Annotated in this window: 26 protein-coding genes; 13 read left to right on the top strand and 13 right to left on the bottom strand. The window is 58.4% G+C overall.

Annotated elements, in window-relative coordinates; genetic code table 11:
- Positions 1 to 83: 83 nt before the first annotated feature.
- Complete coding sequence (locus tag FIV08_RS01365) at positions 84 to 1,154, bottom strand: TRAP transporter substrate-binding protein (protein WP_416376903.1); 1,071 nt, start codon at positions 1,152 to 1,154, stop codon at positions 84 to 86.
- 110 nt (positions 1,155 to 1,264) lie between these two features.
- Entirely contained in the window at positions 1,265 to 2,941 is a 1,677-nt protein-coding gene (locus FIV08_RS01360; protein WP_152437104.1) for a methyl-accepting chemotaxis protein, read from the bottom strand.
- 233 nt (positions 2,942 to 3,174) lie between these two features.
- Here FIV08_RS01360 and FIV08_RS01355 point away from each other — a divergent pair, with 233 nt between their 5' ends.
- On the top strand, positions 3,175 to 4,524 hold the full coding sequence (locus FIV08_RS01355) for a CHAD domain-containing protein (RefSeq protein WP_152437103.1): 1,350 nt from the start codon (positions 3,175 to 3,177) through the stop codon (positions 4,522 to 4,524).
- A 16-nt stretch (positions 4,525 to 4,540) separates the two neighbouring features.
- Here the strand turns inward: FIV08_RS01355 and FIV08_RS01350 are convergent, their stop codons facing one another.
- Complete coding sequence (locus tag FIV08_RS01350; protein WP_072678717.1) at positions 4,541 to 5,314, bottom strand: cation diffusion facilitator family transporter; 774 nt, start codon at positions 5,312 to 5,314, stop codon at positions 4,541 to 4,543.
- 93 nt (positions 5,315 to 5,407) lie between these two features.
- On the opposite strand from FIV08_RS01350, the gene FIV08_RS01345 reads away from it, so the two are divergent.
- Positions 5,408 to 6,289: a LysR family transcriptional regulator gene (locus tag FIV08_RS01345; protein WP_152437102.1), complete on the top strand. Its 882-nt coding sequence runs from the start codon at positions 5,408 to 5,410 to the stop codon at positions 6,287 to 6,289.
- On the opposite strand, the gene FIV08_RS01340 is transcribed toward FIV08_RS01345, so the two are convergent.
- The 4 genes from FIV08_RS01340 to FIV08_RS01325 form a co-directional block, all read right to left on the bottom strand.
- Positions 6,268 to 6,501: a DUF3565 domain-containing protein gene (locus tag FIV08_RS01340; RefSeq protein ID WP_072678718.1), complete on the bottom strand. Its 234-nt coding sequence runs from the start codon at positions 6,499 to 6,501 to the stop codon at positions 6,268 to 6,270. The two genes, FIV08_RS01345 and FIV08_RS01340, sit on opposite strands and share 22 nt — an antisense overlap.
- Complete coding sequence (gene rarD, locus FIV08_RS01335) at positions 6,498 to 7,394, bottom strand: EamA family transporter RarD (protein WP_152437101.1); 897 nt, start codon at positions 7,392 to 7,394, stop codon at positions 6,498 to 6,500. The genes FIV08_RS01340 and rarD overlap by 4 nt, the downstream gene beginning before the upstream one ends.
- 113 nt (positions 7,395 to 7,507) lie before the next feature.
- Complete coding sequence (locus tag FIV08_RS01330) at positions 7,508 to 7,975, bottom strand: YchJ family protein (protein WP_228715472.1); 468 nt, start codon at positions 7,973 to 7,975, stop codon at positions 7,508 to 7,510.
- Positions 7,976 to 8,045: 70 nt separating this feature from the next.
- The gene (locus FIV08_RS01325) at positions 8,046 to 8,720 is read right to left on the bottom strand and encodes a hypothetical protein (RefSeq protein ID WP_138436969.1); all 675 of its coding nucleotides are present in this window, start codon (positions 8,718 to 8,720) and stop codon (positions 8,046 to 8,048) included.
- A gap of 165 nt (positions 8,721 to 8,885) precedes the next feature.
- Between FIV08_RS01325 and FIV08_RS01320 the strand changes: the two genes are divergently transcribed.
- Entirely contained in the window at positions 8,886 to 9,845 is a 960-nt protein-coding gene (locus FIV08_RS01320; RefSeq protein ID WP_152437100.1) for a sensor domain-containing diguanylate cyclase, read from the top strand.
- On the opposite strand, the gene FIV08_RS01315 is transcribed toward FIV08_RS01320, so the two are convergent.
- Entirely contained in the window at positions 9,840 to 10,676 is an 837-nt protein-coding gene (locus FIV08_RS01315; protein WP_228715471.1) for a substrate-binding periplasmic protein, read from the bottom strand. The two genes, FIV08_RS01320 and FIV08_RS01315, sit on opposite strands and share 6 nt — an antisense overlap.
- Before the next feature lie 235 nt (positions 10,677 to 10,911).
- On the opposite strand from FIV08_RS01315, the gene FIV08_RS01310 reads away from it, so the two are divergent.
- From FIV08_RS01310 to FIV08_RS01290, 5 genes are all read left to right on the top strand, one after another.
- The gene (locus FIV08_RS01310; protein WP_152437099.1) at positions 10,912 to 11,550 is read left to right on the top strand and encodes a DUF1826 domain-containing protein; all 639 of its coding nucleotides are present in this window, start codon (positions 10,912 to 10,914) and stop codon (positions 11,548 to 11,550) included.
- Positions 11,551 to 11,595: 45 nt separating this feature from the next.
- The gene (locus FIV08_RS01305) at positions 11,596 to 12,894 is read left to right on the top strand and encodes a hypothetical protein (RefSeq protein WP_228715470.1); all 1,299 of its coding nucleotides are present in this window, start codon (positions 11,596 to 11,598) and stop codon (positions 12,892 to 12,894) included.
- Between the two features lie 84 nt (positions 12,895 to 12,978).
- Positions 12,979 to 14,100: a porin gene (locus tag FIV08_RS01300; protein WP_228715469.1), complete on the top strand. Its 1,122-nt coding sequence runs from the start codon at positions 12,979 to 12,981 to the stop codon at positions 14,098 to 14,100.
- On the top strand, positions 14,090 to 15,016 hold the full coding sequence (locus FIV08_RS01295; RefSeq protein WP_172972235.1) for a metal ABC transporter solute-binding protein, Zn/Mn family: 927 nt from the start codon (positions 14,090 to 14,092) through the stop codon (positions 15,014 to 15,016). Before FIV08_RS01300 ends, FIV08_RS01295 begins: the two co-directional genes overlap by 11 nt.
- On the top strand, positions 15,006 to 15,767 hold the full coding sequence (locus FIV08_RS01290) for an ABC transporter (RefSeq protein WP_152437098.1): 762 nt from the start codon (positions 15,006 to 15,008) through the stop codon (positions 15,765 to 15,767). Before FIV08_RS01295 ends, FIV08_RS01290 begins: the two co-directional genes overlap by 11 nt.
- Here the strand turns inward: FIV08_RS01290 and FIV08_RS01285 are convergent.
- A complete protein-coding gene (locus FIV08_RS01285; RefSeq protein WP_106694311.1) occupies positions 15,748 to 16,176 on the bottom strand; it encodes a hotdog fold thioesterase in 429 nt (142 codons plus the stop codon). The two genes, FIV08_RS01290 and FIV08_RS01285, sit on opposite strands and share 20 nt — an antisense overlap.
- A 137-nt stretch (positions 16,177 to 16,313) precedes the next feature.
- Here FIV08_RS01285 and FIV08_RS01280 point away from each other — a divergent pair, with 137 nt between their 5' ends.
- Positions 16,314 to 16,778 (top strand): c-type cytochrome, encoded by a 465-nt coding sequence (locus FIV08_RS01280; RefSeq protein ID WP_072678726.1) that lies wholly within the window; start codon positions 16,314 to 16,316, stop codon positions 16,776 to 16,778.
- 14 nt (positions 16,779 to 16,792) lie between these two features.
- Here the strand turns inward: FIV08_RS01280 and FIV08_RS01275 are convergent, their stop codons facing one another.
- From FIV08_RS01275 to FIV08_RS01265, 3 genes are all read right to left on the bottom strand, one after another.
- Positions 16,793 to 17,485, bottom strand: a complete 693-nt coding sequence (locus tag FIV08_RS01275; RefSeq protein WP_152437097.1) for a cytochrome b/b6 domain-containing protein — start codon at positions 17,483 to 17,485, stop codon at positions 16,793 to 16,795.
- 71 nt (positions 17,486 to 17,556) lie between these two features.
- Positions 17,557 to 18,939, bottom strand: coding sequence for a ribonuclease J (locus FIV08_RS01270; RefSeq protein WP_152437096.1), 1,383 nt, complete (start codon positions 18,937 to 18,939; stop codon positions 17,557 to 17,559).
- A complete protein-coding gene (locus FIV08_RS01265) occupies positions 18,936 to 19,703 on the bottom strand; it encodes a substrate-binding periplasmic protein (RefSeq protein WP_152437095.1) in 768 nt (255 codons plus the stop codon). The genes FIV08_RS01270 and FIV08_RS01265 overlap by 4 nt, the downstream gene beginning before the upstream one ends.
- Positions 19,704 to 19,877: 174 nt before the next feature.
- Between FIV08_RS01265 and FIV08_RS01260 the strand changes: the two genes are divergently transcribed.
- Complete coding sequence (locus FIV08_RS01260) at positions 19,878 to 20,561, top strand: type 1 glutamine amidotransferase domain-containing protein (RefSeq protein ID WP_152437094.1); 684 nt, start codon at positions 19,878 to 19,880, stop codon at positions 20,559 to 20,561.
- Positions 20,562 to 20,641: 80 nt separating this feature from the next.
- Here FIV08_RS01260 and FIV08_RS01255 read toward each other — a convergent pair whose 3' ends face one another.
- A complete protein-coding gene (locus tag FIV08_RS01255) occupies positions 20,642 to 21,754 on the bottom strand; it encodes an S-(hydroxymethyl)glutathione dehydrogenase/class III alcohol dehydrogenase (protein WP_072678730.1) in 1,113 nt (370 codons plus the stop codon).
- A gap of 153 nt (positions 21,755 to 21,907) precedes the next feature.
- Here FIV08_RS01255 and FIV08_RS01250 point away from each other — a divergent pair, with 153 nt between their 5' ends.
- From FIV08_RS01250 to FIV08_RS01240, 3 genes are read left to right on the top strand one after another with little or no spacing between them, the layout of a single operon-like run.
- The gene (locus FIV08_RS01250; RefSeq protein ID WP_152437093.1) at positions 21,908 to 23,233 is read left to right on the top strand and encodes a DASH family cryptochrome; all 1,326 of its coding nucleotides are present in this window, start codon (positions 21,908 to 21,910) and stop codon (positions 23,231 to 23,233) included.
- Positions 23,230 to 23,718, top strand: a complete 489-nt coding sequence (locus FIV08_RS01245; protein ID WP_061331195.1) for a DUF6231 family protein — start codon at positions 23,230 to 23,232, stop codon at positions 23,716 to 23,718. Before FIV08_RS01250 ends, FIV08_RS01245 begins: the two co-directional genes overlap by 4 nt.
- Positions 23,712 to 25,355 carry a phytoene desaturase family protein gene (locus FIV08_RS01240; RefSeq protein WP_228715467.1) on the top strand — a complete coding sequence of 548 codons (1,644 nt, stop codon included), beginning with the start codon at positions 23,712 to 23,714 and terminating at the stop codon, positions 25,353 to 25,355. The genes FIV08_RS01245 and FIV08_RS01240 overlap by 7 nt, the downstream gene beginning before the upstream one ends.
- The last annotated feature ends 1 nt before the right edge of the window (position 25,356 follow it).

Raw genomic sequence — 25,356 nt, 5'->3', positions numbered from 1 at the left:
AAACAGAAAGGGGCGTCGGGATAATCCGCAATCCCGACGCCCCTTGATCTCAGCTCACTTCGGCACGCTTGCCGAAATGCGGCTCACTGATCTGCAACGCTATCCAGATACGCCTTGTCCGAAATATTGGTCCAGGGCCGTACCTGGCTGAGATAGTCGCGTTGCGACGTAATGATCTCTCGGGCCAGTTCATCCTTCTCTGCGAACTCGTCCAGCAGGCGATTGGTGGTGTCACGCAGGGCATTGATTACCTCTGGCGGGAACACTTTGTGGGTCACCTCCGGATAATCCTCAGTCATGCGGCTCCAGGCGACACCACTCTCGTGGGTGCTCTGGATGTACATGTCGTAGGCCGCCGTGCGCATGGACACCCGCAGGATTTCCTGGAGGTCAGCCGGCAGCGAATCCCACGTTTTCTTATTGATCAGGAACTGAACTTCAGCGTTGGGCTCCTGCCAACCAGAGTAGTAGTATTTGGCGATTTGATGGAATCCCATCTGGAAATCCAGAGCTGGTCCAACCCATTCCACGGCATCAATGGTGCCCCGCTCCAGGGCGGTGTATAGCTCGCCTGGCGGCAGGTTGGTAACCGCCACACCCAGCTCGGCCATCACTTCTCCGGCAAAGCCTGGGGTGCGCATTTTCAGGCCTTTGAGGTCGTCCAGGGAATTGATTTCCTTGCGAAACCAACCACCCATCTGGTTGCTGGTATTACCGCCCGGAAACGACAGCAGGCCATAGGGCTCGTAGACCTTCTGCATCAGCGCCATGCCATCATCGTGGTAGAACCAGGCATACATTTCCGGCGTGATCATGCCAAACGGTATGGTGGTGAAGTACATGGCGTTGGGGATGGTGCCCTTGTAGTAGTACGAGGCGGTGTGGCCCATGTCATACTGGCCGTTGCGCACCAGGTCAAAAATACCGAAGGGCGCCTTGTGCTTGTTCGAAGAATCAATCCGGAACTTCAGGCGGCCGCTGGACATCCGCTCCGCCATCGCGGCCATATTGCGAGGAGTCTCACCCAGGATTTTGGAGTTCGGGCCCCAGGTTTCAGCCAGGCGGATGGTGTAGGTTTTCTCGGCCGCCGCAAACGGGCTGGTCAGCAGGGCAACCAACGTAAGGGCCGCCACGAAGATTCTGTGCATAGACATGGTGTTGGCTTCCATTGTTATTGCTTTGAGGGTAAAACGAACAAATAACGGAAAGCCATGATAACCGTGGAGGCCAGCCACGCCAATGCGGCAGGCCGGCCTCGCCGGAATCAGACCTTGAACTGGCTCACCAGCTCACGCAGGTTTTCACCCAGCCGCGCCAGCTCGTGACTGGCTTCATTGGTCTGGTTAACCCCGGTGTCGCTACGCTGGGCAGCGTCGACAATACGCACCACATTCTGGTTAATTTCCTCGGCCACCTGGCTCTGCTGCTCCGCCGCCGTGGCAATCTGGGTAACCTGATCATGGATCTGGGTCACCGATGTCACAATGGTGTTCAGCGCACCAGTGGCGTGATTGATGCGTTCGACGGTAGCCTCGGAACTCTTGCGGGAATGGTTCATCCGTTCAACAGAAGCCTTGGATTCGGCCACAAAGCCGTCAATCATTTCCCGAATCTGATCGGCGGATTCCGCAGAGCGTTTGGCCAACTGCCGAACCTCGTCCGCCACCACCGAGAAGCCACGACCGTGCTCACCCGCCCGTGCAGCCTCGATGGCCGCGTTAAGCGCCAGCAGGTTGGTCTGCTCGGTGACGGCATGGATCACATCCAGAACCTGCTGGATATCATTGGACTTCTCCGCCAGGGCGTTAATGCTGGCCGCCGTGCTCTCCATTTCTTCGGACAACTGGTTGACGGCACCTTGCGCGCTGGTGATCGTTTCACCACCCTCACGGGCCATGCGGTCGGCGTCTGAAGCGGCGCTTTCCACTTCGTTGGCATTGCCGGAAATCTGCTGGATGGTGGCTGCCATTTCATTGATCGCCGACGCAATCTGGTCTGTTTCCGAGCCCTGTTCCTGAACCGACTGGCGGGTTTCGTTGGCCACACGGCTCAGCTCTTCGGCGGCCGAGGCGACCTGATCGGTGGTTGAGCCCACTTCACGAATAGTATCCTGAATCTTGATCACGAAATGATTGAACCGGCGGCCTAGCTCAGCCAACTCATCCTTGCCGTCTTCCGGCAGACGCTGGCGTAGGTCGCCATCACCGTCGGCGATTTCCTGCATCATATCGCTGACTTTATTCAGGGGCGCTGTCACGGTGCGGCCGATCACCAGGCCGATGATCAAGGACACAGCAACCACAATGAAGGTCACCAACAGGATAAAGCCCATGGCGGCCGCCATAGCCGAATCGATTTCCTTTCGTGCCTCAACCACTACCCGCTCGATATCGGTGACGTAGATACCGGCACCCATCATCCAGTCCCAGCCCGGGATGATGCTTGAATAAGACACTTTCGGCTCTACCTCGCCCGAGGCGGGGTTTGTCCAGTCGTACTCATAAAAGCCGTCGGTTCCCGCCGCTGAGAACAGGTCCCGAACCAGTTTCTGTGTATTGGGGTTGGTCGTCGGCCCCTCGCGGGAAGGGTCCGGAGCGTAGGCGAGATTATCCAGATTACGGGCGTAGGCAAAAACGTAGTTATCCTGCCCGAATGTGATGGAGCGTAGCCGTTTGCGAGCCTCCTCGCGGGCGTCTCTATCAGACAACCCAGAGTTGTTCTTGGCATCCATGACCACTGCCCGGGCCGTTTCCACGAGATTCTTCAGGCCTTCCTTACGGGCATCCAGAAGCTCTTCCTCCAGGCGTTCCAACTCGGCTTCTCCGTTTGCCTGAATCTGGCTGGCGGTGATCCAGGCAATGGTACCCGCCGTAATCAGTACCGGCACCAGTACACCAATCAACAGGCGGGCTCGGATGGTCAGGTTGCTCAACAATGTCATGGTTCTGCTCCGGATTGTCTGCTCTGGCCTCGGGATTATCCACAGTGCCACGTACAAGGCTGTTCCAGTTTGTTAACGCCTGTATACCAATACTCAAGTACAAACATGTCGACTTGGTAGCCAGGCCATTTGTATCAAGCCTTTCAGGTAGTTCGGGTATCGGCCGTCATGTAAACGACTTGAGCTTGTGTCAGACTAAAGTTTCATGTCAGTCGTGCCGGGGAGAGCTCACCGTGAAACACCTTTTTCTCATCCGCCATGCCAAGTCCAGCTGGGATAACGACAACCTCAGCGACAAGGACCGCCCGCTAAACCCACGAGGCGAGCAACAGCTGGCACCGCTCGGGAAGGCGCTGCTGCGTTACGGGGCCATGGCAGGAGAGATTCACGTAAGCCCTGCCCTGCGCGCCCAACAAACGCTTAAAGGCATTTTGCATCCCTCGATGGGTGAAGCGCAGATTTACACTAACCCGGAACTCTATACCTTTGATTACCGGCGTCTATTACAGTGGCTGCAGAACTGTGACAATCAGGCGCAAACCCTGGCCATTGTCGGGCACAACCCGGCGCTTTTGGAACTGGCAGCCACCCTGGTGCCGCACGCTCCCTTTGAACTCCCCACCGCCAGTTTTATTCACATACGTTTACCAATCAAACACTGGCGCAAACTCGGCAAACGGGAAGGTCGGCTTGAAACCTTTCTAACCCCGGTGGACTTCAGTTATGAGGCGTTCAAACGCAAGAACCAGAAACGGCACAAGAACGCCGGCAAAGCGACGGTCAAAGACACTCCGTCAGTGCTTTTGGGGCAGGCCGAGAGTCTTAACCAGTTACATCGGGGGGTGATGCTCGGCCTGGACGATGAGTTTCTCCACCAGTATCGCATTGCCCTTCGTCGCAGCCGCGCCGTGGCCGAATCCCTGGCCGAGGTAACCGGAAACAAATCACTGAAGAGCCACATTTCCCACCTGAAACGACACGCCCAGGCCACGAGTAACCTGCGGGATCTGCACGTCTTCCGCCAGGATCTGCCGCAGCTATGCAGTGACCAGCCAGAGCTCCTGCGGGCACTGGAGCAATGGGTCTGCGCGCGGGTGGGCAAGGAACAGAAAAAACTGGCGAAACGGCTTGGAAGCAAACGTTACCGGCAGAGCCTGCACAGTTGGGAGGACGAGCTGCAGTCAAGGGAGTTCCGCAAACTGATCGACAAACTCAGTACCAGGGACGTTCAAAAAAGCGTTGAACACCGGCTGCGCATGTTCAACCGGAAAACCGCCGAACTGCTGCACGACGCGCCAGATGAGGACATCCACAATCTCCGCAAACTCCTGAAGCGCATCCGCTACCTCATGGAACTGGACATCGACAGCTGGAAATCCGCCCTTAAGACCCTACGACAGCGCCAGGATCTCTATGGCCGTTTCCAGGATCTGCATGTCCAGATTGAGCTGGTCAAACGGTTTGCTTCAAACCACCCGGAGGATCCAAACGGCGCGCTTCAGGCCCTGCTGGACTACCTGGCCGTCGAAAAGGACGACACCCGCAGACTGATTCTGTCCATCGGCGGGCTGAAGGCTGGCTGATGCCAGAACACCAGGTTCAGATTCTGACCATACGAGCTTCCAGGAGCAGGTTAGGGCCCAACTTCGCCACTCTCACCTGGCCCGGATTCAAGCCAAGGTCTTCCAGGGTTTCCTGGATATCGTCCATGGCCTCTTCCGAGGGTGCCGCCAGCAGCAACTCCCGCACTGACTCCAGAATCATCCTCACCGGCACGGTCATGAAATACACCGAGATCACCAGCATCATCACCGGGTCTGCATAGACTGCCAGTGCAGACCATTGGCTTTTCTCCAGCATCCAGGCGGCGGCAAAACCGATCATCACGGCAGCACTCAGGGCGCTGTCCATCAGCCACTGCCTCTGCTCGGCCCTGACCAGGCCGGAGTCGTTCTGAAAGCTGGACCAGCGTAGATACACCCACACGGCCAGGCAACCCACCACGTTCACCGCACCAAACACCATGGCCATATCGGCGGCCACCGCACGGCCACCCTGCAGCAACGAAACCACCGCCGAGGCCAGCGAAAGCACACACACCAGGGCAATAACCAGGCCTTTCACCGCAATCACCAGCGGCTCCACCGCACCCAAACCAAACGGATAGTCTTCTGTTGCTGGCCGACGCACCAGGCGAGCGGCATAGAGTGAAAGCAGGGACAGCGCCAGGCTGATCAGTGAGTAGGCGCCATCGAAAAGAATGACCAGGGAATCAACCCAAAGCCCCCAGCCGATACCGACGACAGCAAACAAGCCCGCACCGGCCGCAGATAATGTCAGCGCCATATTTTCCCGCGCCAGAGAAGTAAACATTTTGACCTCCTGAGAATTGCCGGCCATATTATCGGCATCACCACGAAGGCGTGAGTCGCTGAGCGACGGAAAATCCGGCGCAACGAGATAACCATGAAGACTTCCCAGATAAAAATCTTTCTGTCCGTGGTCCGGAACGGCAGCGTTGCCGCAGCCGCCAGGGAGCTGAACCGCAGCCGAACCACAGTGAGCACCGTGCTGGCCTCGCTGGAGGATGAACTGGGAGTTGAGTTGTTTGAACGCAGCGGTAACCAGCTGCATCTGACCTCCATCGGCCAGTCCATTCTCACCGATTGCCGGCGCTTCGATCAGGTAGCCGGCCAGATACAGGCCCGCTGCCAGCACCACCTGAGCGGGGCCGAATCGGTGTTGCGCATCGCCCGGGACGATGCCATTCCCGAGGACATTTGGCGGGACATTCTGCGCCGCCTGAAACAGCGATTTCCGCAAACCAGCCTGTCGATCTACCTGGCGCCCCCACGAGAACTGCCCTCGCTGGTCCGAAACCAGTCGGTGGATGTCGCCTACGGGCTGATGCCGGAACTGATGAATGAAGGCTACCAATGGTTCCGCGAGCTGGCTGACGTGCGCATGCTGACCGTCGCTGCGCCCGAGCATCCGCTTAGCCAACTGAAACGGGTAACCCAGGATGATCTGATCAGCCATACCGAAATCACCATTGCCTACATGCAGGATTCCGTGCTGGTGGCAGACTCACCGGAAACCGCCAACTACCTGGCATTTACCCAGTACGAGTTGATCCGCGATGCGGTGATGGACGGCGCCGGCTGGGCGGACCTGCCGTTACCATTGATTGCTGAGGCACTGCGGAAAGAACAGCTGAAAACCATCCATCACCGCAGCGCGCGTTGGTGGAAGGTGTTCAGCGCCCTGGAGTCAGAACAAGCCCAGGGCGGCGCCGTGGTAGGCTGGCTGGCCAACGAACTGGAAGCCTATCTGGAGACGATGGCCTGAGGGCCTGGCTGCTCGTCTGCCGGCGCCCCCTCATCACACTTCTTGCAGTCCAGCTCAAACCCCAGCATGGACTGCCGCCCTTCCGGGGTAACAACCCATGGCCGGTTCACCCAGGGCGGATCATGACGCACATGCTGGTTATGCCCGCAGGCCAGTTGCGCCACCCAATGATTTTCATCGTCTTGGTGATAGCCGGTGATGCGCTGTTTCACGATCTCCCCCTTTGCCCCCAAGCCGACCAGGAATAGATCCCCAGCGCCATCCAGATCATGCCAAAGCTCACCAGTTTTGCGGTGCTCAAGGGCTCGTGGAACACAAAAAGCGCAATCAGGAACTGGATGGTGGGGTTGATGTACATCAGGAATCCCACCGTCGAGAGCTTCAGCCGCCGGGCGGCACCGGCGAAGGCCAGCAGGGGAATGGCGGTAACCGCACCGCTGGAAAGCAGCAGCAAGGTACTGTAACTGGTGCCGCCAAAGTGAGACAAACCCTCCGAGGACAGCCAGGCCAGCGTCAACAGCCCCAGCGGAAGCAACAGCAGAGTTTCCACAAACAGGCCCGACAGTCCATCCAGCTCGACTTTCTTTCGAAGCAGCCCATAGGTGCCAAAGCTGAACGCCAGCACCAGAGTAATCCAGGGCAGCTCACCCAGCAGGACAAACTGGTACAGAATCGCCACCGCCGCAAGGGCCACCGCAACCACTTGCAGGCGTGAAATTCGCTCCCCCAGGATCAGCAGCCCCATCGCCACGTTCACCAGTGGGGTAAGGAAATAGCCCAGGCTGGCCTGCAGCACGTGCCGGGTTTCCACCGCATAAATGTAAACACCCCAGTTCAGGGCAATAAACACCGCGCAACCGAGTACGAAACCCAGCCTCTTTGGCTGCTTCAACGCTGCGATTACCGCCGGCCAGCGTGTGAGAAGGGAAATCACGATGGCGAGAAACAGGCAGGACCAGATTACCCTGTGAATCAGAACTTCCCAGGCGGGAATTCCCTCAAACAACGCGAAGTACAGGGGAAAACTGCCCCACAGGGTGTAGGCAGCCAGCCCATAGAGAACGCCTTTGGTGGTTTCCGGGTTGACCGGGGTCTTTGAGTGCATAGGTTCCTCATCACTGGACGAGATAATCTAGCACACCAAGGGCGACGGGAACCCAATGAATTATCCCACCCCGGCACCAACGACTGACCTCCTCAATGTTGCAGGATTTCCTGTTATCCGCCTTTAAGGCAACAGGCTTTGTACTTTCTCCCGCTGCCACACGGGCAAGGCTCGTTGCGGCCGGGCTTGAGGCTACCCTCGCTCGTTTCTCCGGCCACGTAGTACCAGCAACCGTCTACCCGTGCAAAGTCTGAAACCTCCTCCAGATAGCCCCAACCGGTTCCAGCCCGGTAGACCGCACGGAAATGAACGCGCCCACGGGAGTCCTGCTCACTGGCACCCAGAATCTGTAACGATGCCCAGTCCGGAGAGTGTTCCAGCTCCAGCTCCCCGGGCCGGGTATCCGGATGCCAGGTGGCCAGCAGGTAGTCCGGATTGCGCAGCACGAACGCAGCATAGCGTGAGCGCATCAGCGCCTCCGGGGTGGGCGCCGGCTGCCCGGAATGCCAGGGTTGGCAGCATTCAAGGTAGGCCTTGCCGCTGCAGCAGGGACAAGGGTCTGATGATGCAGTGACAGTCATGAAGGAAGGCTCTGAAAAGTTCGTTTGGGCAGCAGTCTATCAAGACAAGCCCGGGCTGTCCCCGCGGCTGTCAATCTGCCCACAGGCGCGCCCGGAACCCGCTGCGCCGCCACAGCAATGCCAGCCAGAGCGCGTGCAGGTTGATCAGCAGCGCCAGCACCCATTCAAAGGCATCGTCTTTCTGGCTATACCAGTCCGGCACCACCGCGGTCAGAATCACCGAAAGAATACCCACTGCCAGCGTCAGTTGGCAAAGGCGCAACAAGCGCAGGCCGGAGGTGTACCACCTCGGATGATTCATCAGGCAGGCGCTGACCAGCAACTGGCACAGATAGGTGAATGAAAAATACAGAACAACGCCAATACGGCGAGTCAGGTTAAAACCGTCCCCGGCATGACCCAGCGCCAGGGTATAAAAGGCGAGGGCAGCACAGGCAATCAACCCGAGCCACGGAATCCAGGCAACGCGCCGAGCCTGAACACCAAGCTGGCGCAACCAGAGACCATTCAGCCACCAGAACAGAATCCCCAGCAGTGCTGCCGGCAACATGGTCCCCTTAAAAATGAAATAGGCGGTACCGTGGCGACCGGTTCGGCTGATACTGGTGCAGCTGTCCCAGTACGGCACGCACCAGGAAACATGTCCCTCCATTACCGATACGGCAAAGGTGAGGTGAATTGTCAGCAAGGGAATCAGTGCCGCTGCAAACGCCAACCACCAAAGTGGCAAAGATCGATGCCCCATACCGTTGCTCCTGAAACATTTTATCTCTGACTTACACCATCCGAAGTCATCAGGTAATCGTAGGTACAAGCCGAAGAATAGGACAGATTCCGGGTGCAGGCGACGGCCAAAGACGCCATACTCGGCAACACATTGGCGAAAAATCAAACGAAGACAAAAGTACCAATGAGATCCGGGATACCATCCATCAACCTACCCGCCCAACCGGAAAAACCGGTTCCGGACACCAGTACCTCCGCCGAGGGCCTGCAGGCCGTGCTCGACAATCTCGATGCCCTGGTTTATGTATCTGACTTCGAGACCCACGAATTACTTTACATGAATGCCTACGGCCGCCGCATCTGGGGCAGCATCGACGGCCGCAAATGCTGGCAGGTGCTGCAAGACAGCGACGGCCCTTGCTCTTTCTGCACGAATGACCTGCTTGTCGCCGATGACGGCACCGCCAACGCACCTCATGTCTGGGAGTTCCAGAACCAGCTCGACCAACGCTGGTACCAGTGCCGGGACCAGGCTATTCAGTGGACCGATGGTCGGCTGGCGAGGCTGGAGATTGCAACTGACATAACTGAACGAAAGAACATGGAGCTGGCGTTACACGAAGCCCACGAGCGGGCTCGGGCCGCCGCGTTCGAGGATGAACTGACCAGGCTCAGGAATCGCCGGGCGTTCTTTGAGTTCGGCAATCAGCTACTCAGCCGCGCCCTGCGACAACAGTCCCCGACGGCACTGATCATGATGGACCTCGACCATTTCAAACAAGTCAACGACACCCATGGTCACGAGGCGGGCGATGAGGTGCTTCGCAAGGTATCTTCAACGCTTGGGGAGAACATCCGCGACTATGACATCCTTGCCAGGATGGGCGGCGAAGAATTCGCACTCCTGCTCCCGGAAACCACGGAGCAGGAAGCTCTGGATACCGCTCACCGACTTCTGAGTGCGCTGACCAGCCTCACAGTAGATTATCGGGGCTGCGCAATCCAGATCAGCGCCAGTTTCGGGATCACCAGTCTGGGGCGGCAAGACCAGCGCCTGGAAGACCTGCTACACAGAGCAGACCGGGCACTCTATCGCTCGAAAGAGCTTGGACGTTGTCAGGTCAACCTCGATGCACCGCTATAAGCCCTGATTGCCAACGTACCGCGCCGTATATTCCTCGATAAGCGCTGGCAATCTTCTGTTCACCGTCAGGTGCGAGAGCCGTTCCATAAAAGCTTCCCTGAAGGATTCTGAATTGCACGGTGAGCCTTTCGGAAACGCAAAGAACAGCCCCTCCCTCGAAATCGGTGGGTCCAGTGCAATAAAATCGCCGGCAAGCCCGAGCTTCTGGAGTTTCACCTGCCCCTGAAGTTGCTCGTACAACACATAGTCAACTCGGCCCGCCCTCGCCATGAGGAATGACTGCTCTATCGTGCGCACCCCCTCGATCATCAGGTTTGCTTTTGCGTATTGATCGAAACGCTGACCAAAACTGTTGTTGATCAGGGTGCTGCCCCGCTTCATCAACAAGTCCGGCCAATGGCGATACTCAAAAGGCCGGTCTTTTGGCACCCAGACGCTGGTGGGTAAGTGAGTCATCGGCGGCAACACATAATCCATATAACCAATGCGCTCCGATGTCATAAAGGCGCCGGCCACGAGATCAAGATCACCCAGCTTTGCAAGATGCTGCACCCTGGCCCAGGAACCCTTGTCCCGAACCTCAACTTTAACTCCGAGCGGCTCTGTCAGCTCCCGCAAAAATGCTGGTATAGCGCCAACCAGCTCCCCGGGCGACCGGTCTGAACGCCAAAGCAGAGGTGGGTACTGAGGATTACCACTGGCCACGAGTGTGGTGCATACGAACCTTTCAGACTCTCCGGCCGCAACCCCGTGATGGCTTACCGACACCATCATCAAGCAGGCAACCACGAACCTTGTCATCGCCCCACCAATCGTCACTTTGATTAACACACAGTCTCCTGATGCGAGAACGCATCCGCTGCAAACTGGTTGATAAAATGAACTAAATTGAGTGTATCACCGATCCTGCCGACCGGCAGGCTGAAAACTTGATATCTCTCAAACCCCGGTCAACTTCCTCAAACCAGTTTCGCCAATTCGTGTCAGCCCTTCACAAATCATATGTTATAACATAACATTGTCAGCCCGGATTCGGCTTCTCTCGCCAGACCAAAAGGTTCTAGCAATGACACAACACCCTCATAACCTCGAACACTCCCTGAGTGTCCACGGGCAAAATGTACAGTGCCTTGCGGAAATACTCCGTGACAACGTTAACCTGGCCGTCTGGCAGAGACCTCGGAACAACCTTTGGGCCGCATTCGTAAATGAATTCTGTAACCGCGCGGGGAACCTTGAGCGTTTCGTCAGCCTCGAACGTGGGCAAAGTGCGGCCACTGCGTTGCCCGGGTGGGCTCTTGATATCGAGGGTTCCAACCACTGGATTGCCGATGTCGACGAGCTGGCAGAGATGTATCAGTGCCTATTTGAGCCTGAAGCGATAGGTCTTCGCATACATGTTCTGGCTGACACTATGTGCCCCAGATTTCATGTGGATCGGGTACCGGTGCGGCTGCTTTGCACTTACCGCGGGCCCGGAACCGAGTGGCTACCCGAACCCCTCGTTGCCCGTCCTGCTGGTGAAGGCCCCCTGCCAGAGCAAAGCGTTCCCTCAGATCAGATTCAAACCATACCCACTGCCGCTGTCGCCCTTCTGAAGGGCGAGGCATGGGAGGGCAATGAGGGCCGGGGACTGGTGCACCGTTCACCGCAACCGAATGGCACCCCAAGACTGATTGTTGGCCTCGACTGGCTTTCATCCTGAACTTTAAATGCAACGTTATAACATGAACAAAGGAGTGAGAACTCAATGAAACTAGCACCTCCCGCTCAAAAGCCGGTAACACCAAGGCTGATCATTACATCCATTGTCGCAGCCTCAGCGCTTATGCTTTCTGGATGCGGCGGCAGCAGCTCCGGTGACGGTCACGACCACACAGAGATCGATACCGCCGGGCGCCTGGCCATTTATGACAGCACCGGCTCACAGATCAAGGTGATGGACCTGGACGACGGAAGCATCCTGGAACAATTCCCTCTGGACGGTGAGGCACCCCGCCTGTACCGATCACCCAACGCACGGTATGGGGTAGTCATCCAGCGCGGAGATGACCTGGTGTCCTTTGTGGACAGCGGACTCTATACCGAAGACCACGGCGACCACATGCATGATTACGCGGAAACGCCATCCATGCTGAGCCTGACGCTGAACGATCACCGGCCCACCCACTATTCCCTCGGCGAAGAGTATGGCGTGGTGTTCTACGACGGCGCAGCCAGCGCGGCCAACGCCAAGGTGACAGTGTTCTCCGACCACTCCCTGGAAAGTAACAGTGAGGTCGCATCTCTGGGTCGCGACAACAACATGCATGGCGTTGCCAAGATGGTAGGGGATCGCCTGTTCGTCACCCGTCGTGATTCATCGATTACCGATACGACCCTGCCGGCGGAAGTTGAGCGGTACCAGCTGGACGGTGGCAGTTTCACACACGAACACCTCTACGCTGAACAATGCCCACGCCTGCATGGCGCGGCAGCCAATCACCACGCCCTGGCCTTCGGCTGCTCCGATGGTGTGCTGGTGATCGATCTGGAAGACGATACCTTCCCCGCGGAAAAACTGGATAACCCACCAACCCTGATCGACGGCAGTCGCATTGGCACCCTGGTTGCTCATCATGACGTCGACGCCCTGGTCGGTGTTGCCGGAAACCAGCTTTTCGTCATCAACCCGGAAGACGCCGAGCCCTACCTGGAGTTGACTCTGGGCGAAGGCGTCACTCGCGTTGCCCAGGGTTTTGATGGTCATGGCGAAACCTTCTACGTGTTCGGTAATGACGGCAAGCTTCGCTTGTTCGACCCTGCCGACAGCTGGCTACTGGTTGCCACCCTGGACGTTATGGCGCCTCTGGCAGAGGACGACCAAGTTGCGTTTACCGAATCGGCCAGCGAAGACCGCCTGTTTGTACTGACACCGGACGGTCAGTCCATCATCGAAATCGACACCCATGAGCGGGAGGTTCTGCGGACCATCGCCCTGGACTTCCAGGCCGCCAGCCTGGTCTGGCTTGGCCTGATGGATGATCACGACCACGATCACGCTCACTAACCAACACCAATGACACCGCGCCGGCTGCTTAACGCATCGCCGGCGCCGACTCCATTTCCTATGCAAGCAGTACGAGGATTCAACATGCGTTTTACCCGCCTTCAAGCCGGCCTGTTCTCCACCTTGCTGATGCCATTTGCGTCGGCCCAGGCCAATGAAATGAACCCAGACATCAGCGTGGTTCTGGACGGTTATTACAAACAGAACGCCACCGCGCTGTCCCACCGGGACGAGGGTTTTGGGCTTGGGCACACCGAGCTGTCATTGTCTGCGCCCATCGATGACCTGTTCACAGGCCGCCTGACTGCAGTTTTGGAAGAACATCACGGCGAAACCGAAGTAGCACTGGAAGAAGCCTACCTGCAGACCACCGGCATGCCCTGGAACCTGAGTGTTCGGGGCGGCCGATTCCTGTCCCAGGTCGGTTACCTGAACAGTCGCCACATGCATGAGGACAACTTTGTCGAGCGCCCCGCAGCCTATCGGGCTCTGCTGGGCAGCCACTACTTCGACGACGGTCTGCGGGTCAACCTGCTGATGCCCACACCGTTTTTCTGGCAGATCGGGGCGGAAGCTTTCAACGGCAATCGCCTGACGGAAGGTGACGAAGACATTGGTGTGTACACCGTCAACACTCGTTTCGGTGGCGACATTGGGGTGTCACAAAGCTGGCAGGCCGGGCTGTCCTATCTGAACAACCGCCAGGTTCATGGTGACCATGACGGCGATCACGATCATGACCATGATCATGACCACGGTGATCATGACCACAGCCATGCCGCCGCCTACACCGGCGAGAACCTCTATATCGCCGACCTGGTCTGGAAATGGTCGCCTAACGGCAACACCCGACAGCAACAGCTGACGCTCAGCGGCGAATACCTGTACGCGGACGAACTGAACGAACATGCCCGCTCCTCAGATTACCACCAGGGCTGGTATACCTCCGCTGTCTACCGCTTTACCCCACAGTGGTCTGTCGGAGCCCGCTATGGCCGGGTGGATCTCAAGGAAGCCCATGGTGACCACTTCCACGATCAGCAACTGAAAGAAACCGATGTGATGCTGGCCTGGTCCCGGTCCCACTTCTCGACTCTGCGTCTGCAGTACACGCACCAGAGCGCACATGGTTTCGAGGACGCCGACAACACCGTCACCCTGCAATACGTGATGACTTTCGGAGCTCATGGTGCCCATGATTTCTAAGCCCAACCGCCTGGCGTGGGCGTTTGGCTGGCTGCTGGCGTTTGCCAGCATGCCGGCCAGCGCCAATCTGAATGTGTTCGCCTGCGAACCGGAGTGGGCCAGCCTGGTCTCGGTGTTGCTGCCGGATGCAAACATCACCACCGCGACCACCGCCTGGCAAGACCCGCACTACATCGAGGCCCGGCCCAGCCTGATTGCCGCCATGCGTAAAGCCGACCTGGCCGTGTGCACGGGTGCGTCGCTGGAAGCCGGCTGGCTACCTTCGCTGATCTCAAGGGCGGCCAATCGCAAGATCCAGCCCGGTAGCGATGGGCTGTTCTTTGCCGCCGACCATGCGCCGCTGCATCAGAGTCATGAGCACGTTGACCGCAGCATGGGGGATGTCCACCCAGAGGGCGACCCGCACCTGCACCTGTCTCCAGACGCCATTCCCCTGGTTGCCAGTGCCCTCGCAGAGCGACTCGCATCTCTGGTCCCCGATCAGCAGGCGCAGATTCAAGTGAGGTACATTCGGTGGCGGGGAGAGTGGAACCAGCACCGCCAATCCTGGCGCACTGCGGCCCGTCAACTGACAGGGACCGGTGTGATTACCCAACACTCCACCTTCGATTACCTGCTGCGTTGGCTGGGCATCGAGGTCATTGCCGACCTGGAGCCGAAACCCGGGTTACCACCCGGCAGCACGCACCTGCGGAACGTACTGGCCACCCCGGACCTGGCTCGCGCCAGCGTGATTATGCTTGCCTCCTATCAGGATGATCGTCCGGCCCGGTGGTTATCGTCACAATCCGGGGTACCGGCGAGAGTGCTACCTGGCACCGTCACCGGCCAACCGGGTGAAGAGACTCTGGCGCAAGTTATCAACCTGATCGTCGACACACTGTTGAATCATCAGGAGCCAACGAATGTGGACTGAGTGGGGCTGGATGTGGCCGGCACTCACCGCCAGCACGCTGACTGCAGTCGCCCTGGTGCCTCTGGGCAACCGGGTACTTGAGCGGGGTATGGTATTTGCGGATCTGGCGATCGCCCAGTGGGCGGCGCTGGGCATTTTACTGGTCGGTACCGTATTACCCGCCGGCGGCTCTGCCCTGAGCCTCTCCGGGAGCCTGGCCCTTGCTCTGCTGGCTGTTACCTTGGTCAGCCTGGTTTTACGGTATCTGACCCGTCACCGTGAAGCCATGATCGGCCTGCTCTACGCACTGGGCGCGTGCCTGGCCACCTTGCTGGTAAGCCAGGACCCCCACGGCGCACAGAGGCTTGCCCATACCCTGAACGGAGATCTGCTCTGGACCACACCCACGGCGCTGGGCCCGATGGTGCTGCTGGCACTGGCCGTGCTTGTATGGCAATACGTCCTGCCGCAGAGTTACAGGGGGTGGCTGTTCCTGCCAATGTTCGCTATCGCCATCACACTGACGGTCGACCTGGCCGGCATCTACGTGGTGTTCACCTCATTGATTGCCGCCCCACTGCTACTGATACACCTGCGTGGCACCAGCATCGTCTTCGCCATACTCACGTGCCTGGCGGGCCACAGTCTGGGGCTTCTGATCTCAGCCTGGCAGGATCTGCCAACCGGGCCAACCGTGGTTATCGCTGCCATGGCCACCTGTGCCAGTGTGGCGGTGCTGGCGCGCAAACCCATCAACCGGGACGCTTGGTAACCGCCATTGTCAGCCTGGAGATGCAGGTCAGCTTGCCTTGCTCGTTCTCCAGGCGGATTTCCCAAACCTGGGTGGTGCTGCCGATGTGCTGGGCGCGGGCCGTGCCGTATACCCAGCCGCCGGTCACCGGGCGAATGTGGTTGGCGTTGATATCGAGCCCCACCGCCACGGTGTTCTTGTCTTTCAGACAGCAATTGGCCGCCATGCTGCCCAGGGTTTCCGCCAGCAACACTGAGGAACCGCCGTGCAGGATGCCAAACGGCTGAACCGTGCGCTGGTCCACCGGCATGCGGCCTTTCACGTAATCGTCACCAATTTCGAGGTATTCAATACCCATGTGGCTGACGGCGGTGTTTTTACTTGCCTCCGCCATGTGTTCCAGGTTTGGGGTTACTGTCCAGATCGCCATATGCGAAATTCTCCAGATTGAACTTTGGTCTGTTATAACTGTCAGCAATGAGTCTATACAGGTAGGATGCTCATAACCATGCCTTTATAGAGCATTTTGGTAACCTAACCAATCAGACTAAAAGAGAGGGACCTGAGATGAAAAAAACCGGTGTGATTGCCGCCGCCATACTTGCCACTTCGTTTGCCATGCCTGCCGCGGCTCAACTGAGTGTGGAAGACCAGATCGAAGCACGCCAGGCTGGCTACCAGTTCATGGCCTGGAACATGGGCAAGATCAAAGCCCAGGCGGTTGATGGCGATGTGGAATTCAATGCTGACCAGATGAAAGCGGCAGCCAATGCCATTGCCGCCATTGCCAACTCTGGTATGGGCGCGCTGTTCAGCCCGGACTCGACCATGGACAAAGCAGAGAACACCCGTTTGAAGCCTGAGTTTTTCCAGCAAACGGATAAAGTCCGGGAAGTCGGCACCAACTTTGTTCGTGAAGCCAACAAACTGCAGGAAGTGGCTGCCACCGGTGACCGTGGTGCATTGGCGCGCCAGTTCAGTGCTGTCGGGCAAACCTGCAAGGCCTGCCACGACAACTTCCGCGCCGACTGATCAGCGCAGTTAACCTACCAGCCCAGATCCTGGGGTGCAGGTGCGGGTGCCGGCGGTGGTGATACAAGCTCACCGCTGGCCGCCCACACCACCGCCAGTGCAAGCACCAGAGACACCACGAATGCCATCGCACCCCCGCCTTTAGCATCTTCGGCGCGCCCTTGTGAGACCACTTTCCTGCCGGTGATCATCGGTTTCACCAGATTGTCTTTCTTCACGTGGGTGTAGAACACCACCGCTGCCACATGCAGGGCCACCAGGCCGTACAGATACCATTCGGTTTGCCGGTGCCAGCCACTCAAGGTGCCGCTTAGATCTGACGACACCAGCGGGTACAGAGGGCCGTAGAAGGCAATTTCGTCATTGGCGAACAACCCAGTCACGGCCTGAAAACCGAACAGGCCGATCAGGGCCAGAACCGATAAAGCACCCAGCGGGTTGTGGCCCACGCCCTGCCACCCGCCTTTGAGATAGGCCATGATAGCGCCGGGGCCGCGTACAAAACGGGTAAACCTTGCGTAACTGGAACCCAGAAAGCCCCAGGCGATACGAAAGGCCAGCAAGCCAACAACCAGCAAACCAAATCGCTCATGCCAAACCATCCAGCTGCCACCGAGCTTGGTGGTCGCGATGGCACCAACCACCGCCAACACCAACAACCAGTGAAACAGCCTGACCGGTAGATCCCATAATCGAATAGTGGTCATCTTCATTCCCTTGCGTCACTCACGGATTGGCGACATAGACCATCATAAGCTTACTAAGTTCCTTGCAACCATCAGTAGACCCTGACCAACTCCTGCTTCTGCCACCCCAGCCGCCCGGTTTCGACAACCTGACGCCGAATGCCCGGTACTGGCCGCACCATGAACAGGTCGCCATTACGGCCAACCATGGCCCTGGGCACGCCTGCGCCTTTCGCAAGGTCGGCATGTACGTCCATGTGTTCAGCCTCGCCATGAACTGGAATGGCAATGCGGGGCCGAACCCAGCGATACATCGCCTTGAGTTCATCCTGTGCCGGGTGACCTGAGGCATGAATGGGTGCACCGGCGTCTTCGGCGGTAATGACAATCACCCCCAGTTTGCGCAGCTGGCTGATCAGCGCCTCGATGGCTTCTTCATTGCCGGGTATTGCCCGGGCACTGAAAATGACCGTGTCACCGGCTTCCAGCTCAAAATCCGGGTGGCTGCCCTGGGCAAGGCGCCGCAACGCGGTTCGAGGTTCTCCCTGGCTGCCGGTGGCCACACCCAGCACCTCATGGCGCGGCAGGTAACCCAGGTGTGCGGGGCTGATCAGTTTGTCTGAGCCCGGCCAAAGCCCCGTAGCCTTGGCCGCACCGCTCATGTTTACCAACGAGCGGCCCAACAGTCCCATGTAGCGGCCGGTTTCCCGGGCAATACTGGCCAGCGTGTGCAGGCGCGCAATATTGCTGCCGAAGCAGGTGACAATCACCCGCCCCTCGGCCACCGCAATCAGGTCCCGCAGGCCTTCGTGCAGCGCCGCCTCGGACACCGAGTGGCCCTGCACGGTGGCGTTGGTGGAATCACAGACCATGGCGGCCACACCTTCTTCCGCCAGATCGGTAAACGTGGATGTGGTGTAACCGTGACCAACCAACGGATTATCATCCAGTTTCCAGTCACCACTGTGGAAAATGTTGCCAATCCGGGTGCGGATCATCAGGGCATTGGGGTCGGGAATCGAATGGGTGAGTGCCAGCCACTGCACATTGAACGGGCCGATCTGCCGGCGCTCGCCGGTGTCCACCTCGATGATCGGCACCCGATGCAACAGATCAAACTCCGCCAGCTTTCGGCGCAGGATTTCAGCGGTAAACCGGCTGGTGTAGACAGGGCACTGCAGCAGTGGCCAGAGATAGGGCACGGCGCCGATGTGATCTTCGTGGGCATGGGTAATGATCAACCCCGCCAGTTTGTCCCGCCGGTCGGCGATAAACGCCGGGTCTGCCATCTGCACCGGTGGCTCACCACGATGGTGCACTGTGCCATCGGCCGCGATACGGCCCGGTTTGGGGAAGGTCACCCCGCAGTCCACCATCAACCACTGGCCATCGTGGCCGTAGAGGTTTAGGTTCATGCCGATTTCACCCGTGCCGCCAAGGGGCAAAAACCATAAATCGTTGTGGTCAGGGGTCATTGGGCGGGCTGTTCCAGGTACTTCAACACAAGATTTTCCTTGATACCTTCACGTTCGATCAGTTTCAGGGCCGCGCGAATGTCATCGGCATATTTTAGCGCAGGGGATTTATCCGACACCGCAATCCAGGAACGTTCGCCCGGCACAAAAAACGGAGCTACCTGCGCCGGGAGTTGCAATCGACGGATGGTGTACAGGCCCACAAGTTCCGGAGCGATCACCACATCCACCCGGCCTTTTTCCATCATCAGCATCAGGTTCTCATAGTGCGGTGCCGATTCTTTAATCAGATCTCCGTCGCGATCAAACCGGCTGAAGTAAGTGGCGCCGTCCAGGACTCCAAGCGTTCGTCCGTAAAGATCACTGTAGCGGGTGATCCTGTGCTCGGCATTCAGATAGAAGAAAAGACGGCGTTCCGGTGGAAAAGCGGGGGCAACGAAGGTCATGTAGTCCTCGCGACCGTCGGTTCTCAGCGGCCCCAGCATCACGTCCACTTCCCCTTTTTGCAGCATCAGCAGAACACGCCGGAACGGCGCTTCCCGGTACTGCACCTGCCAACCAAGGCGATCGGCAATTTCCTCGAAAATCTCCAGATAAAGGCCACCTTTATGACCGGCTTCCAGTATTCGGTAGGGCGGAGAATGGTTCACCCCGACGGTCACCGTGAGTGGTTCGACGGTTTCCGTGCCCTGTTGCGCCTGTGCTGACAAGGAGAACGCCAGCAGTAAAGATGCCAGCCACAGCGGTGTGTTTCTCACGTCCATTTCGGCCTCAATCCATGGTCAAATGAGTGTAAAACGATGACAGTATAGTAGGCCGCAGCATCCATAACCTACCTGTAACCGTAATCCCTGTTGAAATATCGCCATCCCGTCACAAGGTCTCGGGGTAAGGCACATCAAACTCGTTTCTGAACTCCGACACAAGGATCGACCACTATGAAGATACTGATGGTACTGACTTCCCATGACCAAATGGGCGATACCGGCCACAAGACAGGCTTCTGGCTGGAAGAGTTCACGTCACCGTTCTACGTCTTCAAGGATGCCGGCGCCGACATTACCCTCGCGTCCCCTAAAGGCGGTCAACCGCCGGTAGACCCCAACAGTGAAGCCGAAGACGCCCTCACCGAATCCACCCGCCGCTTCATGGACGACACCCACGCCCGTGAAATGCTTGCCAGTACTAAAAAACTGGCGGATGTGGACATGAACAAGTTCGATGCCATTTTCTACCCCGGCGGCCACGGCCCGCTGTGGGATCTGGCAGAGGATGAAAAGTCCATCGCCCTGATCAAGACGGCCTACGAGCAGGACAAAGTGATCGGCGCTGTCTGTCACGCGCCTGCCGTGTTCAAGAACGTGTTCGTCAAGCCGGATCAGAACATCGTAGGCGGCCGGGAAGTCACCGGTTTCAGTAATACCGAAGAAGACGCCGTTCAGCTTACCAACATCGTGCCTTTTCTGCTGGAAGACATGCTCAAGCAGAACAACGCCCGCTATAGTCGGGGCGACGACTGGGCACCGCACATCGTGGTGGATGGAAAGCTGATCACCGGGCAAAACCCGGCCTCTTCCGAGGGCACCGCCAAGGCCGTGGTACAGGCGTTACAGGCCAGCTAACAGGCTGAGTCCATGACCGCAAAAATAAAGGGGAGGCCGGCGGCCTCCCCTTTGACATTCTGATACGGGTAAATCCCTGATCAGAAGTGAATCACCGTACGAATGCTCTTGCCTTCGTGCATCAGGTCAAACGCCTTGTTGATGTCCTCCAGCGGCATTTCATGGGTGATGAATACATCCAGCGGAATCTCACCCTTCTCGGCTTTCTCCACATAGGACGGCAACTCGGTACGGCCTTTTACGCCACCAAACGCTGAGCCTTTCCAGACCCGACCGGTCACCAGCTGGAACGGGCGGGTACTGATTTCTTCGCCGGCACCGGCCACGCCGATAATCACCGACTCACCCCAGCCCTTGTGGCAGCACTCCAGGGCCGCGCGCATCACCTTGACGTTACCGATGCATTCGAAGGAATAGTCCACACCGCCGTCGGTCATCTCAACAATGACTTCCTGGATCGGCTTGTCATAGTCGTTGGGGTTGACCACGTCGGTGGCACCCAGTTGCCTGGCGATATCAAACTTGCCCGGGTTGATGTCGATGGCGATGATTCGGCTGGCCTTGGCCATGGTGGCGCCGATAATAGCAGCCAGGCCAATACCCCCCAGGCCGAAGATGGCCACGGTGGCACCCTCTTCCACCTTGGCGGTGTTCATCACCGCACCGATACCCGTGGTCACACCACAACCGAGCAGACACACTTTCTCAAGGGGCGCCTCTTTCGGGATCTTCGCCAGGGAGATTTCCGGCAGCACGGTGTATTCGGAGAAGGTGGAGCAGCCCATGTAGTGGTACAGCGGCTGGCCATTGTACGAGAAACGGGAAGTACCATCGGGCATCACGCCCTTACCCTGGGTCGCCCGCACCGCACCGCACAGGTTGGTCTTGCCAGACGTACAGAACTTACACTCGCCACACTCAGCGGTGTACAGGGGGATGACATGGTCACCCACTTTCAGATCTTTCACGCCCGGGCCAACCGCTTCCACAATACCCCCACCTTCATGGCCCAGGATGGTCGGAAACAGGCCCTCCGGGTCGGCACCAGACAGAGTGTAGGCATCGGTATGGCACACACCGGTGGCGACAATCTTCACCAGCACTTCGCCTTCTTGAGGCGGTGCCACATCCACTTCCACAATTTCCAGTGGCTTGTTAGCCTCAAACGCTACAGCCGCGCGGGATTTAATCACTTTCAATCTCCTGGTATCCGGTTGAGTCGAATTGCCTGCCAGCATTAACCTTGGACTTTAGCACGTCAGTGCCCTCAAGGCCTGAAACAGATGCCAATCCTCCGGGCAATTACTGACGTATGTTCCGGTAACTTTTTCAGAAGGTTTAATACTTTGAAAACGCTTTACTGGTTTACCCGCGACCTGCGAATGCACGACAACGCAGCGCTGCTGGCAGCGGCCCGCTCTGACATGTTGCTGTGCGTGTACGTGGTGGATCCACGATGGTTTGCCAACGGGCCATTCCAGTGCCGGGCGATGGGTGAGCATCGATGGCGGTTTCTGTGGCAAAGTCTGACCGACCTGGAGCGCCGCCTGCGGGCCCTGGGGCAGCGGCTGCACATTGCCTTCGCAGAACCGGAGCAGGCACTCCCTGGGCTGGTTCACCAGCATTCCATTGATCGCGTTATTCGCTCACGCCAGCCCGGCACCATCGAAGCGCAACAGTGGCAGGTGCTTCAACAGAAGCTGCCAAACACCCTGTTTCAGGAGTTCGAAACCCTGAGCCTGTATACAGAAGGCTCGCTGCCTATGCCTGTCAGCGAGCTGCCCGGAACCTTTTCCCAGTTCCGCAAGCGGATCGAGAAGCAGGGCGACCGGGGCCCCGATCTTCTGCGTATTCGCACGCTGACCGCCCTGCCACCGCCACCCGGGTTCCCGGAGGACAACCGGGGTGAGTGCCCGCCGATCCCGGAGCCCTCATCGGCGCTGGCGTTTACGGGCGGAGAGACTGCCGGGCTGGCGCGCCTGCAAGAGTATTGCTTTGGCAACCACGGCATTGCCACCTACAAGGAAACCCGTAACGCCCTGGATGACTGGGACTCGTCCTCCAAGTTTTCCCCCTGGCTGGCCAATGGCAGCCTGTCGGCTCGGGAGGTGGCTGCCACCATCGAAGACTACGAGCGCCAGCACACCCGCAACGATTCCACCTACTGGCTCTGGTTCGAGCTACTCTGGCGCGAATACTTCTACTGGTACGCGCTCAAACACGGCAGCCGCCTGTTCCGCCGGGATGGTGTGCAACGCAAGCATCGGCAGGTGACCTTCTATGGCCATCGTTTTAAGGCCTGGTGCGAAGGAAACACCCAGTATCCCATCGTCAACGCCGCCATGAACCAACTGCGCGAAACCGGCTACATGAGCAACCGGGCCAGGCAATTGGTCGCCAGCTGCTTCGTGCATGAACTGGAGCTGGACTGGCGCTACGGCGCAGCCTGGTTTGAGCAGCAGTTGGTGGACTACGATGTCGCCAGCAACTACGGCAACTGGCAGTATCTGGCCGGCGTGGGCGCAGACCCGCGAGGCTTGCGGCAATTCAATCTGGACAAGCAGGCGCAACAATACGATCCTGATGGAGCCTTCGTTGAACGATGGCAGGGCAGGTCTTCACAACCGGTGGGCCTGCATACCGTGGACGCAGCAGACTGGCCCATTCTATGAGCACATCAGCGGACAGCCCGGCCAAGGTTCTGGCACGAATCATCGACACCAGCCAACCCCAAACCCTGCTTTCTTGCGGCAGCACCGCCAACGACGTTGCAGCGGTCTGGAAGCAGCAGGCAGGGTGCCAGTTACTGACTCTGGACACCAAAGACCCAAACGCCCACCTGCCACCGGCCCAGACACCGGATCTGGCCCTGATCACCGACACCCTTGAGCACCTTCCCTACGAAGAAGGCGCCCTATTACTGGGCCAACTGAGGAACTACGGCGCCCACCAGATTGCCGTCGTTATGCCCCAGTCCTCCGATTGGGGCTTTACCGATTTCATCGCTCTGGGTTTCCAGCGCCACGCAGAGCTGGAAACCGAGAACGGCGCACTCACGCTTTACACCTACAATCTGGATACTTACAACCACAAACGGGCCTGGAACAATCCCGATAACTGGGCCAATCCGCACATGTGGGGAAAATCGTGGTGGTAAAGAAAACAACCTCAAAAACACTGACACCCAGCTCCATCCGTATCGGCACCCGCTATCGAGCCAGCCGTTTGCAAGGCCCTTATGACGCCGTGGTGATCGGCTCCGGCATTGGCGGCCTGACCACTGCCGCCTGCCTGTCCAAGGCCGGTCACAAGGTGCTGGTTCTCGAGCAGCACTACACCGCTGGCGGCTACACCCACAGCTACGCCCGCAACGGCTATGAATGGGACGTGGGTGTGCACTACATTGGTGACATGGGAGCCCGCCATACTCTTGGCCGCCGGCTGTTCGATTACATCACCGACGGCAAGCTTGAATGGGCGCCCATGGACGAGAACTACGACCGTTTCTTCCTGGGCGACAAGGTCGTCAACCTCAGGGCCGGCAAGGAAGGCTTGCGACATTCCCTGTTGGCCTCGTTCCCGAACGAAAGTGAAGCCATCGATCGCTACCTGGCCCTGCTCGGAAAAGTTGCCGACGGCATGCAGTGGTACACCCTGTCCAAGCTGTCCCCGACCCTGGCCGGCCCGTTGATTTCCCGGGGCCTGAAAACCGTCCTCCCGGACTGTTTTAACCGAACCACCTACGAGGTGCTAAGCGACCTGACCGACAACCAGGAACTGATTGGCGCCATCACCGGCCAGTGGGGCGATTGCGGGGTTACCCCGAAGCACTCCAGTTTCATGGTGCATGCGTTGATCGCCAAGCACTACCTGTACGGCGGTTTCTACCCGGTGGGCGGCGCCTCGGAAATCGCCAAAACCATCATTCCGGTGGTCCAGGCCGGAGGCGGCGATGTGCTTACCTACGCCGACGTGAAGGAAATCCTGATCGAGAAAGGCAAGGCCGTTGGCGTGCGTATGGCAGACGACCATGAGATCCGCGCCCCACTAGTGATCAGCAATGCGGGGGTGATCAATACCTTCGAACGACTGTTGCCCGAGTCCGTCGCTGACAGCATTGGCTATCCCGGCAACCGGGAGCACATCAAGCCATCCATGCCACATATCGGTCTGTACATCGGCCTGAAAGGCACGCCCGACCGGCTCGGTTTGCCCCGCACCAACTTCTGGATTTACCCGAGCGCAGACCACGATGGCAATGTGGAGCAGTTCCTGAAAGACCCCCAGAGCGCGCCTTTCCCCGTGGTCTACATCTCGTTCCCGGCGGCCAAAGACCCGGATTACCAGAACCGCTGGCCCGACACCTCCACTATCGAAATTGTTGCGCCCACTACCTGGGAGATGTTCGAGCCCTGGCAGGGCTCCACCTGGGGCAAACGGGGTGATGATTACGAGGCAGTGAAAGCCCGGATCACCGACCAGTTGCTGGAGGTGATGTATGAGAAGCTGCCCCAGCTCCGGGGCAAGGTGGACTATGTGGAAACCTCCACACCACTCTCTACGGCCTGGTTCTGTCGTTACGAGCAAGGTGAACTCTATGGCCTGGACCACACCCCGGAACGCTTTGAGCAGCGCTGGCTGAGGCCAAAAACGGATATCCCAGGCCTGTACCTGACCGGGCAGGACATCCTCACCTGCGGTGTGGTAGGCGCCATGATTGGCGGGCTGGTGACCACCCTGGCGATCCGAGGTCTGAAAGGCGCAGGCCTGGCCAAACGGATCTTTGTGGGCTGAG

The sequence above is a fragment of the Marinobacter sp. THAF197a genome, from assembly GCF_009363275.1.
Lineage (GTDB): Bacteria > Pseudomonadota > Gammaproteobacteria > Pseudomonadales > Oleiphilaceae > Marinobacter.
This window is presented reverse-complemented; position numbering and strand designations above follow the sequence as displayed.

Bases quoted from the DNA above. Each gene is read 5' to 3' on its own strand.
- FIV08_RS01270 (WP_152437096.1), bottom strand. From the start codon at position 18,939: ATGACCCCTGACCACAACGATTTATGGTTTTTGCCCCTTGGCGGCACG.
- FIV08_RS01360 (WP_152437104.1), bottom strand. From the start codon at position 2,941: ATGACATTGTTGAGCAACCTGACCATCCGAGCCCGCCTGTTGATTGGT.
- FIV08_RS01320 (WP_152437100.1), top strand. From the start codon at position 8,886: ATGAGATCCGGGATACCATCCATCAACCTACCCGCCCAACCGGAAAAA.
- FIV08_RS01280 (WP_072678726.1), top strand. From the start codon at position 16,314: ATGAAAAAAACCGGTGTGATTGCCGCCGCCATACTTGCCACTTCGTTT.
- FIV08_RS01345 (WP_152437102.1), top strand. From the start codon at position 5,408: ATGAAGACTTCCCAGATAAAAATCTTTCTGTCCGTGGTCCGGAACGGC.
- FIV08_RS01290 (WP_152437098.1), top strand. From the start codon at position 15,006: ATGTGGACTGAGTGGGGCTGGATGTGGCCGGCACTCACCGCCAGCACG.
- FIV08_RS01330 (WP_228715472.1), bottom strand. From the start codon at position 7,975: ATGACTGTCACTGCATCATCAGACCCTTGTCCCTGCTGCAGCGGCAAG.
- FIV08_RS01295 (WP_172972235.1), top strand. From the start codon at position 14,090: ATGATTTCTAAGCCCAACCGCCTGGCGTGGGCGTTTGGCTGGCTGCTG.
- FIV08_RS01265 (WP_152437095.1), bottom strand. From the start codon at position 19,703: ATGGACGTGAGAAACACACCGCTGTGGCTGGCATCTTTACTGCTGGCG.
- FIV08_RS01325 (WP_138436969.1), bottom strand. From the start codon at position 8,720: ATGGGGCATCGATCTTTGCCACTTTGGTGGTTGGCGTTTGCAGCGGCA.
- FIV08_RS01310 (WP_152437099.1), top strand. From the start codon at position 10,912: ATGACACAACACCCTCATAACCTCGAACACTCCCTGAGTGTCCACGGG.
- rarD (WP_152437101.1), bottom strand. From the start codon at position 7,394: ATGCACTCAAAGACCCCGGTCAACCCGGAAACCACCAAAGGCGTTCTC.
- FIV08_RS01350 (WP_072678717.1), bottom strand. From the start codon at position 5,314: ATGTTTACTTCTCTGGCGCGGGAAAATATGGCGCTGACATTATCTGCG.
- FIV08_RS01285 (WP_106694311.1), bottom strand. From the start codon at position 16,176: ATGGCGATCTGGACAGTAACCCCAAACCTGGAACACATGGCGGAGGCA.
- FIV08_RS01300 (WP_228715469.1), top strand. From the start codon at position 12,979: ATGCGTTTTACCCGCCTTCAAGCCGGCCTGTTCTCCACCTTGCTGATG.
- FIV08_RS01365 (WP_416376903.1), bottom strand. From the start codon at position 1,154: ATGTCTATGCACAGAATCTTCGTGGCGGCCCTTACGTTGGTTGCCCTG.
- FIV08_RS01275 (WP_152437097.1), bottom strand. From the start codon at position 17,485: ATGACCACTATTCGATTATGGGATCTACCGGTCAGGCTGTTTCACTGG.
- FIV08_RS01245 (WP_061331195.1), top strand. From the start codon at position 23,230: ATGAGCACATCAGCGGACAGCCCGGCCAAGGTTCTGGCACGAATCATC.
- FIV08_RS01260 (WP_152437094.1), top strand. From the start codon at position 19,878: ATGAAGATACTGATGGTACTGACTTCCCATGACCAAATGGGCGATACC.
- FIV08_RS01305 (WP_228715470.1), top strand. From the start codon at position 11,596: ATGAAACTAGCACCTCCCGCTCAAAAGCCGGTAACACCAAGGCTGATC.